Raw genomic sequence first — 19086 nt, 5'->3', positions numbered from 1 at the left:
GCGAGCACTCACTCAGCCACTGACATTTGTCACGCCCGCCCGGCCCAGGGGTCCGATCCACCGGTGCCGGGTCACCCGATCGGACCGGGTGCCCTCCTTCCGGGGGTACCCACCGACGGCCCGTGCATGATCGAGTCAATCCGGTCCGGCATGTCACGCCGCGCCGGTGAACCGACGCGGCGGCACGGACGTGTCACTAAGTGCTGTCGCTGCTCCGCCAAGTATCGAAGGAATCCCCGGTGTCGCTTCTTACCCGCTTGCGCCCGCCATCGCCCGCGGACACCCCCGCCACCGACGCCGACAAGGCGCCACGTACCTGGCGGCTCGTGCTGGGCCGGATCGTGACGGTCCTGGCCGCCGTCCTGATCTTCGCGGCGCTGCTCCTGCCGAACCAGCCCTTTTCGATCACCCCGACGGCGTTCCTGCGGGTGCCGGTGGAGGCGCTGGTCGCAGTCGCCCTGCTGCTGGTGCTGCCGGGCCGCGCGCGCAGCATCGTGGCGCTGACACTCGGTGCCCTGCTCGGCCTGCTGACCCTCATCAAGGCGCTCGACCTGGGCTTCTGGTCGTTCCTGAACCGGCAGTTCGACCTGGTCGCCGACTGGGGTCTGCTCGACGACGGCCTCGGTGTGCTGGAGGACTCGATCGGGAAGGGCGGGGCGCGCGCCGTCGCCGCCCTCGTGCTCGTGCTCGCGGTCGCCGTCGTGTCGCTGCTGGCGCTGGCGACGCTGCGGCTGTCCCGCGTCATCGTCCGGCACCGCCGGGTCAGCACCCGTGCCGGGATCGCGGTCACGGCGGCCTGGGTGGTCTGCGCGACGCTGGGCGCCCAGGTCGTGCCCGGGCTGCCGGTGGCGTCGCGCAGCGAGGCCGAGTTCGTCCGCGACCGGGCGCTGCTGGTCCGCCAGGGTGTGGAGAACCAGCGGGCGTTCGAGCGGGCGGTCGAGGTGGACTCGTTCGCCAAGACGCCGGCCAACCAGCTGCTCACCGGCCTGGCGGGCAAGGACGTCGTGGTGTCGTTCATCGAGAGCTACGGCCGGTCCGCGATCGAGGACCCGGCGCTTTCCGCGTACGTGAACCCGGTGCTGGACGAGGGCACCAAGCAGCTGACCGCGGCCGGGTTCACCACCCGCAGCGCGTGGCTGACCTCGCCGACCTACGGCGGGTACAGCTGGCTGGCCCACTCGACGTTCCAGTCCGGGCTGTCCATCGACAACCAGATGCGGTACCTCAGCCTGGTGTCCAGCGACCGGTTCACCCTGACCGGGGCGTTCAAGCGCGCGGGCTGGGACACGGTCGGCATCGAGCCGGACAACACGTACGCGTGGCCCGAGGGCGACTTCTACGGCTACCGGCGCATCTGGGACGCCCGGAACCTGGGCTACCAGGGCCCGCACTTCAGCTGGTCGCGGATGCCGGACCAGTACACGCTCGCGGCGTTCCAGCGCAACGAGTACGGCCGCAAGGGGCGCGGCCCGATGCTGGCCGAGGTCACCCTGACCTCCAGCCACACCCCGTGGGCCCCGATCCCGCAGATGATCGACTGGGACGCGGTCGGCAACGGCTCCGTCTACACCGCGCAGGCCGCCGCCGGTAAGTCCCCCGACCAGGTGTGGAAGGACCCGGCCCAGGTGCGCACGGAGTACGCGAAGTCCGTGGCCTACTCGGTCTCGGCGCTGACCTCGTGGGCGCAGAAGTACGGCGACGACAACCTGGTGCTGGTGTTCCTCGGCGACCACCAGGCCGCCCCGATCGTCAGTGGCGAGCACGCCAGCCACGACGTACCGATCACGATCGTGGCCAAGGACCCGAAGGTGCTGGACCGGATCTCGGGCTGGGGCTGGCAGGACGGGCTGAAGCCGGGCCCGCAGGCGCCGGTGTGGCCGATGGACGCGTTCCGGGACCGTTTCCTGACCACGTTCGGCCCGCAGGGGGAGTCGCACTGATCCTGCCCGGCGTGCCGGGCTGATCCCGCACGGTGGCCGCGTCGTGACCGCGGTATCGTGATCGCCCACCTATATCAGCGGGATCGGGGCGCATGGCTTCGAAAAGGGTCGGTGCCGAGCCGGGCAGCCGCCGCAAGCCGACGTCGGGTGACGTGGCCGCGGCGGCCGGGGTCTCCCGTTCGGCGGTGTCGTTCGCGTTCAACAACCCGCAGCGCATCTCGGCCGCGACGCGGGACCGGATCATGGCGGTCGCCCAGGAGCTCGGGTACACGCCGAACACGCTGGCCCGGATGTTGCAGTCCGGGGCCACCCAGTCGCTGGGGGTGCTGCTGCCGCAGCGGCTGGCCCGGATCCTGGAGAACCCGTACTACGCCCGGTTCCTGATGGGTGCCGGGCAGGTGTGCGACCAGGAGGGCTACACGCTGCTGCTGACCCCGCCGCTGCAGGATTCGGTGCTCAAGGCGATTCCGTACGCGGCGGTCGACGGCTTCATCGTCTGCGGGCTGGAGACCGACCGGGGTGAGGTCGCCGAGTTGCAGCGGCGCAACATCCCGTTCGTGCTGATCGACAGCGACGGGCAGTCCGGCGCGCCCAGCGTGGACGTGGACGACCAGGGCGGTGCGCGGGACGTCACCCGGCACCTGCTGGAGCTGGGCCACCGCCGGATCGCGGTGGTGTCGATCGGGGCGGGCGGCCCGGAGCCGGGCGAGCACTGGGGCCCGCTGGCCCGCCGCCTGGACGGCATCGCCGAGGCGCTGGCCGAGGTCGGCATGACGTGGGCGGACGTGCCGCTGGCCGAGGTGCCGGTGACCCGTACGGACGGGTATCAGGTGACCCGCAAGCTGATGGCCGAGCACCGGCCCACCGCGATCCTGGCGCTGTCGGACGTGCTGGCGTACGGCGCGGTGGACGCGCTGCACGAGCTCGGTATCGACGTGCCGGGCGAGGTGTCCGTGACCGGTTTCGACGATCTCGCGGAGTCTGCCTGGTTCCGTCCCCGGCTGACCACGGTCCGGCAGCCGATCGTGACCAAGGGCCGTACGGCCGCCGACTTCCTGATCTCCGCGATCCGCGGGGAGGATCAGCATCCACACCAGGTGCTCGGCACGTCACTGGTGGTACGGGACTCGACCTCCCCACCGGTGGCGCGGCAGTAATTCCTCGCATGAGCATCTTCCGTCGTGGCTAACTCGTGAAGTAAAACGTGTTAGTCACGTGCTACCGTGGCCCGTCTCACGTACCTCAAACCGTCCCTTCGCCGGTGCCTGACCTCGCAGTGAGGACCCATGACCGATCAACTGACCGTCGCCACCGCGGACGAGAACACCGCCGGTGCGGCCGGCCCCGCGCCCTGGTGGCGCGACGCCGTCATCTACCAGATCTACCCGCGCAGCTTCGCCGACTCCGACGGCGACGGCATCGGCGACCTGCCGGGCATCCGCAGCCGCCTGCCGTACCTGCAGGAGCTGGGCATCGACGCGGTGTGGCTCTCCCCGTTCTACGCCTCGCCGCAGGCCGACGCGGGCTACGACGTGTCCGACTACCGGACCGTCGACCCGATGTTCGGCACGCTCGACGACGCCCGCGCCCTGATCACGGACGCGCACGCGCTCGGCTTGCGGGTGATCGTCGACCTGGTGCCGAACCACTCCTCCGACCAGCACGAGTGGTTCCGCCGCGCCATCGCCGAAGGCCCCGGCTCGCCCGCCCGCGACCGCTACCACTTCCGCCCCGGCAAGGGCGCCGACGGCGAAGAGCCGCCCAACGACTGGCAGTCGCTGTTCGGCGGTCCGGCGTGGACCCGCACCACCGACCCGGACGGCACGCCGGGGGACTGGTACCTGCACCTGTTCGCCCCCGAGCAGCCCGACTTCAACTGGGAGCACCCCGCGGTCGCGGACGAGTTCCGTACGATCCTGCGGTTCTGGCTCGACCTGGGCGCGGACGGCTTCCGCATCGACGTGGCGCACGGCCTGGTCAAGGCCGCCGGCCTGCCGGACGCGGGCGACGCCAGCGAACTGCACCTGCTCGACGTCGCCGCCAGCCCCTGCTTCGACCAGGACGGCGTGCACGAGATCTACCGCAGCTGGCGGCAGATCCTCGACGAGTATCCCGGCGAGCGCATCGCGGTGGCCGAAGCCTGGGCCCCCACGCTGGAGCGGCTGTCCAAGTACGTGCGCCCGGACGAGCTGCACCAGTCGTTCAACTTCAGCTACCTCGGTGCCGCCTGGACCGTCGAGAAGCAGCGCACCATCATCGACGAGTCCCTGGTCGCGATGCGCTCGGTCGGTGCGCCGCCGACCTGGACACTGTCCAACCACGACGTCGTCCGGCACGCCACCCGGCTGATGGGCACGATCTCCGGCGACGCCGCCGGGCGGCGACCCACCGCCGCCGACCCGGTCGCCGGGCTGCGCCGCGCTCGCGCGGCGACGCTGCTGATGCTCGCGCTGCCCGGCTCCGCGTACCTGTACCAGGGCGAGGAACTCGGCCTGCCTGAGGTCATCGACCTGCCGCCGGAGGTGCGCCAGGACCCGGCGTTCCACCGCGCCACCGGCCAGGACGGCTACCGCGACGGCTGCCGCGTGCCGCTGCCGTGGTCCGGCGACACCGCCCCGTACGGGTTCGGCCCCGACGGCGGCCCCAGCTGGCTGCCGCAGCCGGACGACTGGGCGCAGCTCAGCGTCGCCGCGCAGGACGGGGTTCCGGAGTCCACGCTGGAGATGTACCGCTCCGCGCTGCTCATGCGCCGGGCCCACCCGGCACTCGGCGCGCCGGACAACCTCACCTGGTGCGAGGGCCCCGACGGCCTGCTCGTCTTCGAGCGCACCGCGGCCGAGGGCCCCACGTTCCGGTGCACGGTCAACCTGACCGACGCGCCGATCGCCCTCGCCAAGCCGGGGCAGGCGCTGCTCGCCAGCGGCCCGGTGGACGACGAGGCGGACGAGATCCTCATCCCCGCGGACACCACGGTGTGGTGGTCCGTGGCCTGACCGCGGGGACCCGCCCGTCCACGGACGGGCCGGCTGCGCCGCGCGCCCCGCTGGGGCGCCGGCGCAGCCCCGGCGCGCCGACGCCCACGCCTCCCCGGTGGACGTCGGCGCACCCGGACCGGTTCGCTGCACGCCGCAGGCCCCCGGCATGGTTGCGCCGGGGGCCTGCGGCGTTGCCGGATCAGAACGGGGTCATGGTGATCGTCGCGGTACGCGGGTCACCGTCGTGCACCAGCGACTCCTGGTTCTGCACGTCGTCGAACGCGAACGCGTACGCCTTGCCGTCGATCATGTTCTGGTGGATCACCTTGGCGTACGTGTTGGGGTCCTCACCGCGGTAGAAGTCCTTCGCGGCGCCGCTCGGCTGGTTGTCGAGCGTGCCCAGCGTGCCCCGGGTCAGCGCGGCGCACAGCGTCCGGGCGATCGGGCCGACGACCTGGTCGTTCGGCGCCCCCAGCGCCCCGTCGCAGCCCCACACGTTCGCGGTGCTGGGCTTCGGGAACGACGCGACCACCCGGCCGGTGCCGTCGGTGAAGTTCAGGACGTTGCCCGAGGTGCGGCCGAAGAACTTCGTGTCCGGCCGGTCGCCGAACGGCGCCACGGTGAGGGTCCGGGTCGTGTACGCGTTCCACGCCTGGTCGATCGCCTGGTCCAGGTACTTCGGGTCCATCAGGCCCGCGTCGGCGGCCTTGCCGGGCGCCAGTACCCGCAGCACCGTGCCGTCGGCGCCCTTGACGACGCTCTTGGCGAAGTCCGGGTCGGACTTGACCGCGTCGATGACCTTGTCGCGGCCGTCGGCCTTCAGCTCACCGGTCTTGGTCACCGCGCCGTTGCCGCCCTGGACGCTGACGATGTGCGGCACCGCGAACATGTCGACCTGCGAGCTGTTCAGGAACAGGCCGCCGTTGTCCAGCGTGAACTCGCTCCAGTCGAACAGGATGTTGCGGTTGGGGTCGCCGCCGGCCCACGGCGCGGGCTGTACCAGGCCGCCCGAGGTGAGTTTGAAGTCCAGCTTCTTGCCGAACGAGAAGTACAACCGGCCGGACAGCCCCTTCGGCACCTTGATCGTGGTGCTGGCGCCGTCCTTCGGCCCGGGGATCGACACGTCCGGCGCGGGTTCGGGCTCCGCGCCCGCCCCGGGCCACGCCGTGAACGTGCCACCGGCGTTGACGTAGCCGAGCTTGCCGCTCTTCAGGTCGGTGCCGAGGACGTACAGGAACGTGTCGTCCCCGCGCCCGGTCTTGTTGTTGACCTTCAGCGGCAGCAGGTTTCCCGCCGGGGGAGGCGGGGTGTTGTCGCCGCTGCTCGGCGTGCTGGCCGGGGACGACGGCGGATCCCCCTGGGGCGTGGCCGTGGTGACCGTCGGCTGCACGGTCGGCTTGGTCGTCACGGGGGTGACCGGTGCGCTGGTGGCCGCGGAAGTGGCGGGCGTGCTGCCCGTGCCGCTGCACGGCAGGCCGTTGAGGCGGCAGTTCGTGGGCAGACCGCCGGAGCCGATGAAACCGAACGTGACCTTGTGGTCGACGGCGACGGTGGCGTTCCAGGGGCGGCTGGTGAACGTGCGGTGGCTGCCGCTGGCCTTCAGGCCGGCCTCCCAGAAGCTGCCGATCGTGGCGCCCTTGGGCAGGTCGAATTCGACCTTCCACGAGGTCATCTTCTTGGCGCCGGTGTTGTCGACGGTGACCTCGGCCTGCCAGCCGTTGCCCCACTCGGCGACCGTGCGCAGCGTCGCGGTGGGGGCGGCGGCGGAGGCCGGCAGCGCGATCCAGGCGGTGCCGGCCGCGGCCACGGCTGCGGCGACGGACAGAATCAGGGTTCGCTTGCGGCGCATTGCGGTGAAGCCTCCGAGGGACGGGGTAACAGGACTCGTCGATTATCGGGACTCCGGAAGCCGTCGCGGTTATTTCCGTCGATCATTAAAGTTCTTCTAACGTCGGCGGTCACCCACTGTTGCCCGCCGATCGCGAGCCGCGCGACCGGCGGTCGATAACACATTTCCCACAACGATTCGGGTACGCGTGCCGACCCGCCGGACTGCGGGGAGCGCGCTCTCCCGAATCGGGCGGCGTCAATTGCCGACCTGTCGGCAATGAGCCGACCTTTTTGCGTTTCCCGGCCACTGCGGGCCGGTCGTGCTCGCCGTTGTCTCACCGGCGTGCAAGGCTGAACGGCGGGAACGAGCCTCCGGAGAGGTGACGGCGATGGGCATGGTCGAGGTCGTCGGGCTGGTGCTGCATCCGCGGCGCGACTGCGGTGCCGCGATCGACGCGATCGTCGGGTGGGCCGCCGCCCGCAACGTAACCGTGCTGGGGCTGCACGACGAGATCACCCGGATCGACTGCTCCGCGGTCGCGGTCTCCGCGGACGAGCTCGTCGAGCGCGCCGGGCTGCTGGTCAGCCTCGGCGGCGACGGCACCATGCTGCGCACGATGCGGCTGGTCGAGGGCCGCAAGACGCCGGTGCTCGGGGTCAACGTGGGGCGCTTGGGCTTCCTCGCCGAGGTCGACCTGCCCGACCTGGCCACCGCGCTGTCCGCCATCGACGAGCAGCGGTACACGGTGGAGCCACGCGCCGCGGTGCGCACCGTGCTGCCCGACGGCACCGAGGTGTCCGCGTTCAACGACATTGCCCTGGTCCGGGTGCCCGGCGACGGCCTCGCCGCGATCGGCATCACGGTCGAGGGCAGCACATTTGTCAACTACGCGGCGGACGCGGTCATCGTCGCCACCCCCACCGGCTCCACGGCGTACAGCTTCTCGGCCGGTGGGCCGATCGTCTCACCCAACGTGACCGGGCTGCTGGTCAGTGCCGCGGCGGCGCACTCGTCGTTCAACCGCTCGCTGATGCTGGCCGAGGGCGAGCACCTGGCGCTCGACGTGCTGCCGACCAGCGGCCGCGTGGCGATCGAGGTGGACGGCATCGTGGCCGGTCACGCGACCGGCGGCGACCGGCTGACCATCGTGCAGGCGCCGGGCGCGGCCCAGGTCATCCGGTTCGGCCGCACCACCTTCTACGAGCGGGCCCGGCGCAAACTGCGCGTCGAGGGCAGCGCGCAGGTCGGGCCCGGCAACGCCACCGACGCCACGGTCGTCGACAGCTTCGAGCACTCCCGGTACGAAGTGCTGCTCGGCGGCGAGGTCGCTGGGGTGCTGCACTACCGGCGTTCCGGAGGCCGGGTCGAGCTGACGCACACCGAGGTGGACCAGGCGTTCGAGGGGCGCGGGCTGGCCGGGCGGCTCGCCGCGGCGGCGCTGGACGACGCCCGCGCCCGCGCCACCCCGGTCGTCGTCACCTGCCCGTTCATCACCGGGTACGTGCAACGCCACCCCGAGTTCCGCGACCTGCTGGCCGCGGACCCCCAGACGCGGGAGGCCACAGCATGATCGAGTGCACCGAGCGCAGCGAGGGCCGCGAGAGCATGCCGGGAGGCACAGCATGATCGAGTGCACCGAGCGCAGCGAGGGCCGCGAGAGCATGCCCGGAGGCACAGCATGACCGTCCGTGACACGCTGACAACACCGCAGGGTTAGGGCGGGCCGAGCATGGGCCAGCCCGCGATCCTCACGGTCGACGACGACCCGTCCGTCTCCCGGGCCATCGCCCGTGACCTGCGCCGCCGGTACGGCGCGGAGTACCGCATTCTGCGCGCCTCGTCAGCGGCCGACGCCCTGGACGCCCTCAAGGACCTCAAGCTGCGTGGCGGCCGGGTGGCCGTGATGCTGGCGGACTACCGGATGCCGCAGCAGAACGGCATCGAGTTCCTCGAACACGCCATGGACCTGTTCCCGCACGCGCGCCGGGCGTTGCTCACCGCGTACGCGGACACCGACGCGGCGATCCAGGCGATCAACGTGGTCGACGTCGACCACTACCTGCTCAAGCCGTGGGACCCGCCCGAGGAGAAGCTGTACCCGGTGATCGACTCCCTGCTGGAGGCGTGGCAGGTCACGGGCGACCGGGAGGTGGCCGACATCCGGGTCGTCGGGCACCGGTGGAGCGAGCCGTCGTACCAGATCCGCGACTTCCTCGCGCGCAACCTCGTGCCGTACCGATGGCTGGGGGCGGACGAGCCGGAGGCGCGCCGCCTGCTGGAGGCGGCCGGGGTGGGCCCGGAGGCCGTCCCGCTGGTGGTCACGGCCGACGGCCGGGCCCTGGTCCGGCCCGGCACGGCGGAAGTGGCCGAGGCCGCCGGGTTGTCCACCGCGCCGAACCGCGACTTCTACGACCTGATCATCGTGGGCGGCGGCCCGGCCGGGCTGGGCGCCGCGGTGTACGGGGCCTCCGAAGGCCTGCGGACTCTGCTGGTCGAGCGGCAGGCGGTCGGCGGCCAGGCCGGGCAGAGCTCCCGCATCGAGAACTACCTGGGTTTCCCGGACGGCATCTCGGGCGCCCAGCTCACCGACCGGGCCCGGCGGCAGGCGGGGAAGTTCGCGGCCGAGGTGCTCAACACGCGCGAGGTCGTGGGGCTGCGCCCCGACGGTTCCGCGCGCACGCTCACGTTCGCCGACGGCGCCGAGGTGTCCGCGCACGCGATCGTGCTGGCCACCGGCGTCGCCTACCGGCCGCTGGCGGCGGACGGGGTCGCGCAGCTCACCGGCGCGGGGGTGTACTACGGGTCGGCGTCCACCGAGGGCCCGTCCTGCTCCGGCTCCGACGTCTACATCGTGGGCGGGGCGAACTCCGCCGGGCAGGCCGCGCTGTTCTTCTCCCGGTACGCACGCACGGTCACCCTGCTGGTGCGCGGCGACTCGCTGGAGTCGTCGATGTCGTACTACCTGATCCAGCAGCTCGACCGCGTCGCCAACGTGCGGGTCCGCACCCGCTGCGAGGTGGTCTCCGCGCTGGGGGAGGGGCACCTGGAGGCGATCACCATCTGCGACGGCAAGAACGGCGAGCAGACGACCGTGGAGTGCGGGTCGCTGTTCATCTTCATCGGCGCCGAGCCGCGTACGGACTGGCTCGGCGAGGTCGTCGCCCGCGACGAGCGCGGTTTCGTCTACACCGGGCCGGATCTGCTGACGAGCGGGCATCGCCCACCGGGATGGGACCGCGACCGCGATCCGTTCTACCTGGAGTGCAGCGTGCCCGGCATCTTCGCCGCGGGCGACGTGCGGGCCAACTCGGTCAAACGGGTGGCCTCGGCGGTCGGCGAGGGCGCGATGGCGGTCACCCTGGTCCACCGGTATCTGGAGGCGCAATGACCACGTCGGAGGCGGTGCGGCTGGAGCCTTGCGAACCGGGGCTGCTGCGCCCGGACGACCTGCGGACCCTGTTCCTGTTCGAGAAGCTGTCCGCGGAGCAGCTCGCCTGGATCGCTGAGCACGGCTGCACGATGCGCGTACCGGCCGGTGGGCTCGTGGTGCGTGAGGGCGACCCGGCGGAGCAGTTCTTCGTGCTGCTCAGCGGCACGATCTCGCTCACCCGCCGGGTCGGCGACGACGACGTGGAGACCACCCGCACCGAGCAGCGCGGCGTCTACATGGGAGCCACTCAGGCGTACCTGCGGGACGACGGGGTTCCGCGCACGTACCAGGCGTCGATGCGCGCGCTCGACGACTCCGAGTTCTTCGTGATGCCCGCGGCCGACTTCGGCCGGATGATGCGCGACTGGTTCCCCATGGCGATCCACCTGCTGGAGGGCCTCGCCCTGGGCATGCGGGAACGCCAGGCCGTGGTCAGCGAGCGGCAGCGGCTCGCGGCGCTCGGCGCGCTGTCGGCCGGGCTCATGCACGAGCTCAACAACCCGGCCGCGGCGGCGTCGCGGGCCACCAGCGCGCTGCGCCAGCGGGTCGCCGGGATGCGGCACAAGCTGGGCATGCTGGCCGCGGGACAGGTCCCGCCCGCCCAGCTCGACGCGCTCGTCGAGCTGCAGGAGGACGTCATCGAGCGGGCCGCCAAGGCGCCCGACCTGACCGCGCTGCAGGCCGCGGACCGCGAGGACGAACTGGGCGACTGGATGGAGGAGCGCACCATCACCGGGGCCTGGGATCTGGCGCCGGTCTTCGCTCAGGGCGGGCTCGACATCGACTGCCTCACCGAGATCGAGCGCAAGGTCGACCCGGGCCTGCTGGATCAGGCGGTGCACTGGATCGGGTACGCGCTGGAGACCGAGCAGTTGATGAGCGACATCGAGGACGCCACCGGCCGGGTGTCGTCGCTGGTGTCCGCGGCCAAGCAGTACTCCCAGCTCGACCGGGCCGCACACCAGTGGATCGACGTGCACGCCGGGATCGACAGCACCCTGGTCATGCTGACCCACAAGATCGGCGACGGGGTCACGGTCGTCAAGCATTACGACCGCAGCCTGCCGCAGGTCCCCGCCCACCCCGCGGAGCTGAACCAGGTGTGGACCAACCTCATCGACAACGCGGTCCAGGCGATGGACGGGGCCGGCACGCTCACCATCACTACGTACGCCGATCTTGATCACGTGGTGGTCTCGGTGGGCGACACCGGCCCCGGCGTGCCGCCGGAGCTGCACAAACGCGTGTTCGAGCCGTTCTTCACCACCAAGGGCGTGGGGCAGGGCACCGGGCTCGGCCTCGACATCTCGTACCGGATCGTGGTCAACGGCCACGGCGGCGACATCCGCCTGGAGTCGCAGCCGGGCGACACCCGGTTCCTGGTCCGGCTGCCCGTGACCGAGCCCCCCTCGTCCTGACCTCGGTCAGAGCAGGCCCCGCACGTACGCGGCCTGGCCGGCGTGCTGGACGTCGTCGTCGATCACGCTGACCAGCCGCACCCCCAGCGTGACCGGCGGGTCCCAGCGCCGGTCCACGACCCGGTCCAGGTCGCCGGGTTCCAGCCCGGCGAGGTAGTCCCTGGTCCGCTCGTGGACGGCGGTGTAGTAGTCGATCAGCGCCTGCCCGTTCTCCGGCCGCACGGCCGCGACGTCGGCGGCGGTGTGCCCGTACCCGGTGTCGTCCGGGTCGGGCTTGCGCCCGAACCGGGCCGCCCAGTTCCCGGTCACGTAGACCTGCTCGGCGCCGAGCAGGTCGGCCACGTGGCCGTCCTGCACGCGGGTGAGGTGCCAGACCAGCCAGCCGACCGGGTTCGCGCCCGCGGCCGGGGCCCAGCACAGTTGGTCGGGGGTGAGGTCCTCGACCGCGGCCCGGACCAGGTCGGGCAGCCGTCCCAGGGCCTCGTTGAGTACGTCGCTGACGTTCACGGTGCACGCTCCTTCGGGTCGCCGGTTCCGGCGTCCCTTGCAGATTGTCCCCGTCAGCCCTTGCCGGTGCGCGCGAGACCGAACCAGCCACGTTCGGCCAGCACGTCGCGCATGGGGCGGACGATCACCCCCTGCTCGGCGGCGAGCCGCTGACGGGCCAGCCGCCGGGTCCGCAGAATCCCCAGCACCCCGAGCCCGCCGACCACGTACTGCACCGACATGGCCAGTTTGAAATCGTCGATGCCGTAGGTGGCCCGGCCGCCCGTACGGGCGTCCAGGAGCAGGCCGACCAACATGATGGTGATCAGCGACGCCACGAACCCGCCCACATTGACGATGCCCGTCGCGGTGCCGAGCCGGTTCGGCGGATTGAACGTACGGGCGAACTCGAAGCCGATCATCGAGCCGGGGCCGCCGAGTCCCAGCGCCAGCACCAGCACCACGAGCAGCGGCAGCGGTGCCCGGCCCGGCCATGCCAGCACGAGCGCCCAGGCGACCGCGTTGGCGCCGACCACCCCGAGCACCAGCCAGGAGCGACGCAGCGGGTACCGCTGGACCAGCACACCGATCACCGGCGCGGCGGCCATTCCGGTCAGCACGAACACCGTGAGCAGGGCACTCGCCTGCCCCCGGGACAGGCCTTCGCCGGCCACCAGGAACGGGTAGCCCCACATGAGGGCGAAGACCGTACCCGTGAACTGGGTACTGAAATGGCTCCACAGGCCGAGCCGGGTACCGGGGTGCCGCCACGCGCCCACCAGGTCCGCGCCCAGCTGCCGCGGGGTCATCGCCGCGCCCGAGCTGACCCGCCGCTGCGGAGTGTCGTGCAGTGCCGCCAGTGCGACCAGCCCCACGAACACCCCGGTGGCCGCCGCCGACCCGAACGCCGTGCCCCAGCCACGCCCCGCCAGCAGGGCCGCCAGGGGCACCGCGCTGAGCACCTGCCCGGCCTGGCCCATCAGCCCGGTGAGCTGGGTCAGGACCGGCACCCGGCGGGTCGGGAACCATTGGGCCACGAGGCGCAGCACGCTGATGAATGTCATCGCGTCGCCCGCGCCGACCAGGACCCGGGCCACCACCGCGCCGGCGATGTCGTGAGTGCCCGCCATCAGCGCCTGGCCCGCCGCCATGAGCAGCGCGCCGGTGACCACGAGCCGCAGCGACCCGAACCGGTCCAGCAGCAGCCCCACGGGCACCTGCAGGGCGGCGTACACGAGGAGCTGAAGCACGGCGAACGAGGCCAGCGCGCCCGCCCCGATGTGGAAGCGGGTCTGCGCATCGAGCCCGGCCACACCCAGCGACGTCCGGTGCAGCACCGCCACGATGTACGCGGACAGGCCGACCGCCCACACGGCCCAGGCCCGGGCCTCGGGTCGCAGAGCCACGGTCACGCCTTCCCGTCGTACGGGCAGTCTTCGCGTCAAGCCTGCTCGCTGGTCGCCGGGCTCACAACGAGTCAGCTCACAGAACCGTGGTGTGACACGTCACGCCGGGTGCTCGCCGCTGAGACTTTCGATCTGCTGGATGGCGTCGTCGACGTCGCCGCTGAGCTGTTCCACCAGTTCCCGCTGCCGTGCGGCGAGGTCGTGGACCTGGCCGGTGGTGCCGGTGATGTCGGTGACGGAGCCGGCCATGGTGCGGATGGTGGTGGACATGGCGCGCATGTCGCGTTCGAGTTCGCCGACGATGGTGGTGATTTCGTCGGTGGATTGGGCGGTGGTGGTGGCGAGGTTCTTGACTTCGCCGGCGACGACGGCGAAGCCTCGTCCGGCTTCGCCGGCGCGGGCGGCTTCGATGGTGGCGTTGAGGGCGAGCAGGTTGGTCTGTGCGGCGACTCCGGTGATCATTTCGGCGATCCCGGCGACGCGGCGCAGGCTGTCGCTCAGCGCATCGACGGCCTGTTCGGCCTGGCCTGCATGTTCGACCAGGTTCTGGCTGGCGACGTGGGCGGCGTCGATGCGGCCGTCGATGTCGCGGGTGGCGGTACGTACGTCGTCGACGTGATCGACCACTCCGGTGAGCCGGTCGACCACCGCACCCGAGGTCCGGTCGACCGTTTCCCGCGCCTGGCGGCGGGACTCCTGCTCGATGCGTTCCTGCTCGGCGTACGTTTCGCGCAGTTGCTGTTCGCGCTGGGCCTGCTCGGTGTGCAGCGCCGCATCCTGGGTGGCGAGGGTCTCCAGCATGGTGTCGATCGCCGCGGCCAGGCCACCGATGTCGCCGCCTCCGCGGTAATCGATGCGCAGGCTACGGTCGCCGGAGGCGATGACCGCTTCGGTGGTCTGGCGTAGAGGGCGTACTTGTTGGCGTACGGCGCGGCGCGACAGGATCCGTACGGCACCGAGCAGGAGCAGGGTGCCGATCGCGGTCACCACGAAGATCTGGTTGGCGGTCCGGCCGGCCACGTCGTGCAGCGGACGGTCACGCACGGACCGCAGAACCACCTGGCCGCCGTTGACCGTGGGCACCACGGCGTCCACGGCCACGTGTTCCCCGTCGAGCGTGGCGGTGCTGACCGCGATCTTGCCGAGTCGGCTGGCCAGCGAGGACCGCTCGTTCGCGCCGGTGTGCCGTTGCGCCACCCGGGCCAGCGGAAGATCCACTTCGGCGCCGAGCTTGGTCAGCGCCGCCTGGTCGAGCGCCTTGAGATAGATCAGCCCGCCCTTTGCCGGCGGGTCCCCGCTGCTCGGGTACGCGGCGAAGCCGCAGAACAGGTAGGCGTAGCCCGTACCGGCGACGACGCCGCACACCGCGTCGCCCGCCTTGGCCTGGGGGTTGAACAGCTTGCGCAGCAGGGCCGGATCGCGCAGCTCGGCGGGGGCCTCGGTGAACTTGGTTTCGTCCGCGCCGGTCGCCAGCCCGCCCACCCGGGGCTTGCCGTCGAGCCCGACGCCGAGGATCCCGTCGACCACGCCGGTGCTGCGCAGGTAGTCCGGGTCGAACGTGTCCAGGAAGCCTGCTTCGTCGTTCGTGGCGACCTGCTCGGCGGAGTCGTCCCACACCGAGTTGGTCGCGCCGAACGTGCTCAGCAGCGCCACCTGTCCGTCGAGCGCGATCCGTAGCCGCTGCGCGTCGCGGGCGAGCTGGTTCGCCTCCAGCTCCTCGAACGGGCCGGTGGCGACCGCGCGCAGAGCCAGGAAAACCGCGATCAACACCAGCAGGCCCGCCCCGGCGGGACGGGCCCAGCGCAAAATCCGTTGAGGCACGTCATGTTCTATCGGTCGCTGCGGACGCTTCGTTGAACGGCGGATCCCGCTCGGCTCCGTGACGGCTACCACCCCGTGGTGCTCGCCGGGCACCGCGCCGACGAGTGCCGGCGCGTTACGGCGTGACATCGGGGTCTGTGGTCGGGTGTTCCCCGGCGAGGCTTTCGATCTGCTGGATGGCGTTGTCGACGTCGCCGCTGAGCTGTTCCACCAGTTCCCGTTGCCGTGCGGCGAGGTCGTGGACCTGGCCGGTGGTGCCGGTGATGTCGGTGACGGAGCCGGCCATGGTGCGGATGGTGGTGGACATGGCGCGCATGTCGCGTTCGAGTTCGCCGACGATGGTGGTGATTTCGTCGGTGGATTGGGCGGTGGTGGTGGCGAGGTTCTTGACTTCGCCGGCGACGACGGCGAAGCCTCGTCCGGCTTCGCCGGCGCGGGCGGCTTCGATGGTGGCGTTGAGGGCGAGCAGGTTGGTCTGTGCGGCGACTCCGGTGATCATTTCGGCGATCCCGGCGACCCGGCGCAGGCTGTCGCTCAGCGCATCGACGGCCTGTTCGGCGTTGTCGGCGTGGGCCACCAGGTCCTGGCTGGCGGCGTGGGCGGCGTCGATGCGGGCGTCGATGTCGCGGGTGGCGGTACGCACGTCGTCGACGTGGTCCACGACCCCGGCGAGCCGGTCGACGACCGCACCGGAGGTCCGGTCGACCGTGTCGCGGGCCTGGCGGCGGGACTCCTCCTGGACGCGTTCCTGCTCGGCGTACGTCTTCCGCAGTTGCTGTTCGCGTTGGGTCTGCTCGGCGTGCAGCGCGGTGTCCTGCGCGGCGAGGGATTCGAGCATGGTGTCGATGGCGGCGGCCAGGGCGCCGATGTCGTCGCCGCCGGAGTGTCCGATCCGCAGGGTGCGGTCGCCGGAGGCGATGACCGCTTCGGTGGTCTGGCGTAGTGGGCGTACCCGTTGGCGTACGGCGCGGCGCGACAGGATCCGGACCGCGCCGAGCAGCAGCAGGGTGCCGACCGCGGTCACCACGAAGATCTGGTTGGCGGTCCGGCCGGCGATCTGGTGCAGCGGCCGGTCACGAACGGAACGCAGGACCACCTGGCCGCCGTCGGCGGTCGGTACGACGGCGTCCACGGCGACGTGTTCCCCGTCCAGCGTGGCGGTGCTGACCGCGATCTTGCCGACGCGGCTGGCGAGCACCGACCGTTCGGCCGCGCCGGTGTGCCGCTGGGGCACCCGGGCCAGCGGAAGATCCACTTCGGCGCCGAGCTTGGTCAGCGCCGCCTGGTCGAGCGCCTTGAGGTAGATCAGCCCGCCCGTGGCCGGGGGTTCCCCGCTGCTCCGGTACGCGGCGAAGCCGCAGTACAGGTAGATTTGTCCAGCTCCGAGGAGCATGCCGCAGTCGGCGGCCCCGGCCTTCGCCTTGGGGTCGAACAGCCGCCGCAGCAGCGCCGGATCGCGCAGCTCGGCGGGGGCGCCGGCGAGTCCCGTGACGGTCTTGGCGCCGACCAGCAGACCCACCCGCGGGGTGCCGTCGAGCCCGACACCGAGAACCCCGTCGACCACGCCGGTCCCGCGCAGGTACTCCGGTTCGAAGCTGTCCCGGAAGCCCTTGTCGTCGCCGGCGGCGACCTGGTCCGCGGGGTCGTCCCACACCGAGTTGGTGGCGCCGAACGTGTTCAGCAGCGCCACCTGCCCGTCGAGGGCGATCCGTAGCCGCTGCGCGTCGCGGGCGAGCTGGTTCGCCTCTAGCTCCTCGAACGGGCCGGTCGCGATCGCCCGCAGGGCGAGAAAGACGGCCAGCAACACGAGCACGCCCGCCACCACGGGCCGGGCGAAGCGCACGAGTCGAAAGGTCACACAATTTGATCGGCAGCCGCGCACGCCTTGCTGAATGGTCTGACCCTTCCGGCGCGGGGTGACGGTCGCCACCACGCCTCCGCGCTGAAGACAGTCAGACGGCCGTGGTCATCGACGGGCCGGATCCGGACAGGTGACGAGTCAGCCAGTCGACCGTGACCCGCAGGTACTCCGCGCGGGTGTGGCGGTGCAGCAGGTCGTGTCCCTCGCCGGGGAACAGCACGTACCGGTGCGGCACCCCGCGGGCGGCGAGCGCGGCGACGACCTGCTCCGACTCGATCACGGGGACGTTGCTGTCGTTCGCCCCGTGCACCACCAGCAGCGGTGCGCGTAGCCGGTCGATCCGGGTGATCGGGGACAGGTCGCGCAGCAGCTCCGCGTCGGCGATCGGGTCGCCGTACTTGGTGACCGCGGCGGCGGCGATCCACGGCTCGGTGTGCGCGTAGAACGTGGCGAAGTTGGCCATCCCGCACACGTCGACGCCGACCGCGAACAGCTCCGGGTACGTGGTCAGCGCGGCCAGCGTCAGGTAGCCGCCGTACGAGCGGCCCGCGCAGCCCACCCGCGCCGGGTCCGCGATGCCCGCCGAGGTCAGGTACGCCACGCAGGCGGCCACATCGGCGATCGCGGCGTACCGCAGCGCCCCGTTGTCGGCGTCGACGAAGCGCCGGCCGAAGCCGGAGGAGCCGCGCACGTTCGGGGCGAGGACCGCGATGCCGTGGTCCGCCAGCGACTGGAACAGCGGGTTGTGGCCGGGGCGTTCCTGAGCCTCGGGGCCGCCGTGCAGCCACACCACGGCCGGGTGGGGGCCGTCGCCCGGGGGCCGTACCAGCCACCCGGTGATCTCCAGGCCGTCGTGCGACCGGAACGCGTGCAGCACGGGCCGTGCCGCGCCGGTCGCGGCCGCCTGGACCGACACGGGCCGCAACACCCCGTCGAGCCCGGCCGCGTCCGGCGCAAGCGCATACGCCCAGACGCCGTGCGGCTGCCCCGGCCCCTCCACGGTGAACGCGAGTGTGCGGCCGTCCGCGCTCCACATCAGACCACCGGCCACGGTGCCGGGCAGGGGCTCTACGACGCGGCGTGCGCCGTGGGCGAGGTCGATCAGCGCGAGTTCCGACTCCCCGCCCCGGACGTTCCACAACACCGCACCGGTACGGCCGTCCACGGTCACCGCGAACGACTCCACCTCCCCGCGTCCGGCGCCGGCCACCACGGCGGCTTTGCCGTCCCCGCCTGCCCGGACGAGCACGGCGAACTCCCCGGCGTCGCTGACCGCGTACACGGTGTGCCCGTCGGGGCCGAAACAGCCCTGCTCGCCGTCGGTCACGTACCGTTCCAGGCCGCTGCGCAAGTCGCGCACGACGAGCCGCCGCGCCCCGCGCGGGCCGCGGCGCAGCAGCGCCCGGCCGTGGTCCGGGCTGACGTCGAGCAGCGCGATCAGCTCGCCCTCCGCCACGACCTGGCGGCGCCCGGTGCCGGCGTCGACGAGCACCGCGCGGCTCAGGTTCTCCGTGACCGCCAGCATCGGGCCGCCGGGCAGCCAGCGCAGGTTGTCCGCGGTGTCCACGCCGAAGCCTGCCACCTGGTGCAGCGCCGAGCCGTCCGGGCGCACCAGCCAGATCTCGTGCCGGGGCGCCCCGCCGGGACTGAGCCGGCAGGCGAGCCAGCCGCCGCAGGTGGACCAGTGCACCGCGGCGACCGGTTCGCCTCCCGTGTCGACCGGAAACGCCTGGTCGCCGCCGGCCGGCCGCACCCAGACCTGGGGAGCACCGCCGCGGTCCGACACGTACGCGGCGTGCCGGCCGTCCGGCGACAGTGCCGGCGACCAGGAGCCGGCCGCCTCCGTCGCCGGGGAGTCCGGCGTGGTCCACCCGGCGGGCGGGGCGGCGAGGTCGGTCCCGAGCTGACCGGTCACGTG

General features: G+C 72.0%; 12 protein-coding genes. 6 read left to right on the top strand and 6 right to left on the bottom strand.

Annotated elements, in window-relative coordinates; all coding sequences use genetic code 11:
• Window positions 1-239: 239 nt before the first annotated feature.
• From ACMCNK_RS12220 to ACMCNK_RS12210, 3 genes are all read left to right on the top strand, one after another.
• Entirely contained in the window at window positions 240-1940 is a 1701-nt protein-coding gene (locus ACMCNK_RS12220) for a sulfatase-like hydrolase/transferase (protein WP_412736521.1), read from the top strand.
• Between the two features lie 92 nt (window positions 1941-2032).
• The gene (locus tag ACMCNK_RS12215; RefSeq protein ID WP_412736520.1) at window positions 2033-3097 is read left to right on the top strand and encodes a LacI family DNA-binding transcriptional regulator; all 1065 of its coding nucleotides are present in this window, start codon (window positions 2033-2035) and stop codon (window positions 3095-3097) included.
• A 129-nt stretch (window positions 3098-3226) separates the two neighbouring features.
• Window positions 3227-4933 (top strand): glycoside hydrolase family 13 protein, encoded by a 1707-nt coding sequence (locus ACMCNK_RS12210; protein WP_412736519.1) that lies wholly within the window; start codon window positions 3227-3229, stop codon window positions 4931-4933.
• A gap of 181 nt (window positions 4934-5114) precedes the next feature.
• On the opposite strand, the gene ACMCNK_RS12205 is transcribed toward ACMCNK_RS12210, so the two are convergent.
• On the bottom strand, window positions 5115-6764 hold the full coding sequence (locus tag ACMCNK_RS12205; protein WP_412736518.1) for a beta-1,3-glucanase family protein: 1650 nt from the start codon (window positions 6762-6764) through the stop codon (window positions 5115-5117).
• A gap of 370 nt (window positions 6765-7134) precedes the next feature.
• On the opposite strand from ACMCNK_RS12205, the gene ACMCNK_RS12200 reads away from it, so the two are divergent.
• The 3 genes from ACMCNK_RS12200 to ACMCNK_RS12190 all read left to right on the top strand — a co-directional run bounded on the left by ACMCNK_RS12200 (window position 7135) and on the right by ACMCNK_RS12190 (window position 11594).
• Window positions 7135-8316 carry an NAD(+)/NADH kinase gene (locus ACMCNK_RS12200; protein ID WP_412736517.1) on the top strand — a complete coding sequence of 394 codons (1182 nt, stop codon included), beginning with the start codon at window positions 7135-7137 and terminating at the stop codon, window positions 8314-8316.
• Between the two features lie 159 nt (window positions 8317-8475).
• Window positions 8476-10134 carry an FAD-dependent oxidoreductase gene (locus tag ACMCNK_RS12195; protein ID WP_412736516.1) on the top strand — a complete coding sequence of 553 codons (1659 nt, stop codon included), beginning with the start codon at window positions 8476-8478 and terminating at the stop codon, window positions 10132-10134.
• Window positions 10131-11594, top strand: coding sequence for an ATP-binding protein (locus ACMCNK_RS12190; protein ID WP_412736515.1), 1464 nt, complete (start codon window positions 10131-10133; stop codon window positions 11592-11594). The genes ACMCNK_RS12195 and ACMCNK_RS12190 overlap by 4 nt, the downstream gene beginning before the upstream one ends.
• A 6-nt stretch (window positions 11595-11600) precedes the next feature.
• Here the strand turns inward: ACMCNK_RS12190 and ACMCNK_RS12185 are convergent, their stop codons facing one another.
• The 5 genes from ACMCNK_RS12185 to ACMCNK_RS12165 all read right to left on the bottom strand — a co-directional run bounded on the left by ACMCNK_RS12185 (window position 11601) and on the right by ACMCNK_RS12165 (window position 19083).
• On the bottom strand, window positions 11601-12101 hold the full coding sequence (locus ACMCNK_RS12185) for a mycothiol transferase (RefSeq protein ID WP_412736514.1): 501 nt from the start codon (window positions 12099-12101) through the stop codon (window positions 11601-11603).
• Window positions 12102-12154: 53 nt separating this feature from the next.
• Window positions 12155-13486 carry an MFS transporter gene (locus ACMCNK_RS12180; protein WP_412736513.1) on the bottom strand — a complete coding sequence of 444 codons (1332 nt, stop codon included), beginning with the start codon at window positions 13484-13486 and terminating at the stop codon, window positions 12155-12157.
• Between the two features lie 99 nt (window positions 13487-13585).
• On the bottom strand, window positions 13586-15307 hold the full coding sequence (locus ACMCNK_RS12175) for a methyl-accepting chemotaxis protein (RefSeq protein ID WP_412736512.1): 1722 nt from the start codon (window positions 15305-15307) through the stop codon (window positions 13586-13588).
• Window positions 15308-15422: 115 nt separating this feature from the next.
• Window positions 15423-17150 carry a methyl-accepting chemotaxis protein gene (locus ACMCNK_RS12170; protein WP_412736511.1) on the bottom strand — a complete coding sequence of 576 codons (1728 nt, stop codon included), beginning with the start codon at window positions 17148-17150 and terminating at the stop codon, window positions 15423-15425.
• A gap of 109 nt (window positions 17151-17259) precedes the next feature.
• Window positions 17260-19083, bottom strand: coding sequence for a S9 family peptidase (locus tag ACMCNK_RS12165; RefSeq protein WP_412736510.1), 1824 nt, complete (start codon window positions 19081-19083; stop codon window positions 17260-17262).
• Between the last annotated feature and the right edge of the window lie 3 nt (window positions 19084-19086).

This window comes from Krasilnikovia sp. MM14-A1259 (assembly GCF_047159535.1).
Classification (GTDB): domain Bacteria; phylum Actinomycetota; class Actinomycetes; order Mycobacteriales; family Micromonosporaceae; genus Actinoplanes.
The sequence above is the reverse complement of the archived record's forward strand: the minus strand, read 5'-3'. Positions and strand labels throughout refer to the sequence as shown.